The sequence below is a fragment of the Bacteroidota bacterium genome, assembly GCA_034723125.1.
In the GTDB taxonomy this organism is placed as follows: Bacteria; Bacteroidota; Bacteroidia; order CAILMK01; family JAAYUY01; genus JAYEOP01.
The window spans coordinates 2,800-5,865 of the sequence record JAYEOP010000032.1 but is presented as its reverse complement, the minus strand read 5'-3'; the positions used below and the strand labels follow the sequence as shown (position 1 = coordinate 5,865).

General features: G+C 29.2%; 2 protein-coding genes. Both read left to right on the top strand.

The genetic code is table 11. From position 1 onward, the window contains the following. Nucleotides 1-2,446, top strand: a 2,446-nt coding sequence (locus U9R42_01255) for a T9SS type A sorting domain-containing protein (GenBank protein MEA3494641.1), incomplete at its 5' end; no start/stop codon positions are given. Between the two features lie 240 nt (nucleotides 2,447-2,686). Further along, the coding region (locus U9R42_01250) for a hypothetical protein (protein MEA3494640.1) at nucleotides 2,687-3,066 on the top strand (380 nt) is incomplete at its 3' end.

Below are 3,066 nucleotides of genomic sequence, written 5' to 3'. Positions count from 1 at the left end.
AAGTTTAACAATAGGTCAATGGTATTATATTTCCGTTGATAACCATAGTTCCACATCCTATAAAGGAACATTTTCTCTATCCTTAGCAAATGTACTTGACTATGATTGGAAAGACGGAGCAAAAGATATTACAGATAGTATAATCAATAATGCAGGTGTATGGAGTTCTGCTGATGCTATATATACAACTGCAGATGGAACACAGGACGAAGCAAGAGGTTCATGTTGGAATACAGGACCGAATTTTAATAAGTGGTTTAAATTTAAAGCACTTTTTGATACTGTTACTGTAGAAGTAAAAGTTGCTGGTTCAGAAGGAACAATGAGATATCCTTATGTTGCTTTGTGGAATTCTTCCTTATCACAACTTTCTTGTCAGCGATATTCTTCATCAACATCCGATCTTTCTATTACTTATAATAATCTAACTGTAGGAGATTGGTATTTTATTTCTGTGGATAATTATAACTCAACATCATATATAGGGACTTTTACTTTATGTGTTGATAATGAAAGCAATATTAAAAACTATTATTCAAACTCAAATGGAAATTGGAGTTCAAATAGCACTTGGCTAAATAGTGATAATCCGGGAACTACAATTTCATCTTGGGATACCGTTTTTATAAGTCATACTGTTACATTAAATCAGAATATTGATAATATACACGGAGTACTGAAAGTAGAATCAGGAGCTTCATTATCCGGAACTAATGATATAAAAGTTGGGTTTAATGGAACTTTCCTTGTTAATGCTTCAGTAACAATTAATGAATTAGAAATTAATGATGGAACATTAACAAATAGTGCAGATATTATTTTAAATGACAAATTTATTATTGATGGAGATATCACTTTAAATATTTCTGATGATATTACAACGGATGATTTAGATGTAAAGAATGATGCTGTGTTTACTGTTGATAATTATATTACAATTAATGATGATATAACATTAAGCAATGATGCGGAAATTAAATTTGATGAAGACTTTATAAATCAAGGAATACTATCAATAGCTTCAGGATGTAAATTAACAGCTAATGAAGATTTTACAAATAATGGAACAATAACGAATAGTGGTTCAATAATCTTTAAAAAAGAATTTACTAACAATTCTTCAAAAACTTTTACGAATAATAGTTCTTTATTATTGATTTCAAATGCAAGTGGATATTCTTCCTTAATAAATAATGGTACAATGAATGGTAGTGGAGAATCTCAATTTCAACTTTATCTTTCAGGAGGAGATTGGCACTATATTTCGCCTCCAATTTCAAATGATTCAACAAATTCATTGTGGGGTGCTGCGGTTTATTCCTATAATGAGTTTACAGATTCATGGCAAGCACACCTTAGAGATGAACCACTTCAATCAATGAAAGGATATGATGTTTATTATTCAAGCAATACTACTGTAACTTTTCACGGAACTTTTGGTAGTGGTAGCTATAGCAACTCATATTTAACTTACAACAATGGAGGATACAATTTTGTAGCTAATCCATATCCATCAACAATTGATTGGGACGCAAGTTCAGGTTGGACAAAAACATACCTTGATAACGCAGTTTATATTTGGGACCCTGTATCACAAAATATTTCAACCTACATAGATGGAGTATCAACAAATGGTGGAAGTAGGTATATTCCACCGATGCAAGGCTTTTTTGTAAAATGTAGTACTTCCGGTGTAAATGGTACTTTAGGGATGACTGATGCTGTGAGATTACATAACAGTTTAGCTTCTTTTAGAAATGAGAATTCAAGTAATGTTGTGAAATTAAAAGTTGAATCACCAAATGGTTTAAGTGATGAAGTTGTAGTTCGTTTTGATAATAATTCAACAAAATATTTTGATGGAGATTTTGATGCATTTAAAATGCGTAGTTATAATTTTGCTGTTCCTCAGATATATACAAAATCAGAAGATGCAGAGGAACTATCAATCAATACACTTCCTGAATTTTCAAATGAAATAACAATTCCCTTATATTCTGAATTCGGTTTTTCAGGGAAATATGATATTTTTATAGATAAAGACCAATTTACCTATTCAGACATTATTTATTTAGAAGACCTTAAAGAAAACACAATTCATGATTTTGATAAAGGAAAATATAGCTTTAATGCCAATGTAAATGATAATACCAAAAGGTTTATTTTACATTTTATAATTAAACAAAAAATAAATGATATAACTTCTGTTGATGATGAAAATGCTAATAATATAAAAGTATTTTCTTATGAAAATAATGTATTTATTAATTTAGAAAAATTAGAAAAATCAACTATTTCAATTTATGATATTTGTGGAAAAGAGATAGTTAGTAAGCAAAGCGAAAAAGGAATTAACAAAATTGTACTTGATGTAAAATCAGGATATTATATTGTAAGAGTACAAAGTGGAGATAAAAATTATTCGGAAAAGATATTTATAAAATAAGAAATATAACAACCCACATAGGTTTTGGTTTTATTGGTTAAGTACACTGGGTTTGACCTAGCCCGTTAGAAATCCCCTCATAGCAGGGGATTTCTTTTTTTCAATTCTAATATTGAGAATATTTTATTATTTTAAGAAGATTTTATTTGCTAATATTTTTGTAAGCTGTTGAAAGTTAAAAGAAAAGGATGTTGGCAAGAATAATGTATGTTTTTTAATACCAATAAAATTAATTAGTAGATGTATAAAAAAATAATTACTCATATTATAAAATGTATATTTTTTCTTTTTCCTATAATCAGTTATGCTCAACCTGCTAATAATGATTATGCTAATGCTATTGATGTTAGCAGTATAATTAATAGTTGTTCTGCTGATGCTACTTATACAACAACCAATGGAACAGGTGATAAAAACAAAGGCTCAAATTGGAATACTGCCGCAAATGGAAATTATAATGTATGGTTTAAATTTACTGCTTCCTCTTCACAAATAAATATAACCGTTGACATAGGAGGCACAAAAGGTACACAGCTAAGAAGTCAGATTGCAATTTGGGAATCAAACGGAACAACAGAAGTAACAAGTAAAAGATATGTAAATACAAATGATGACCTCGT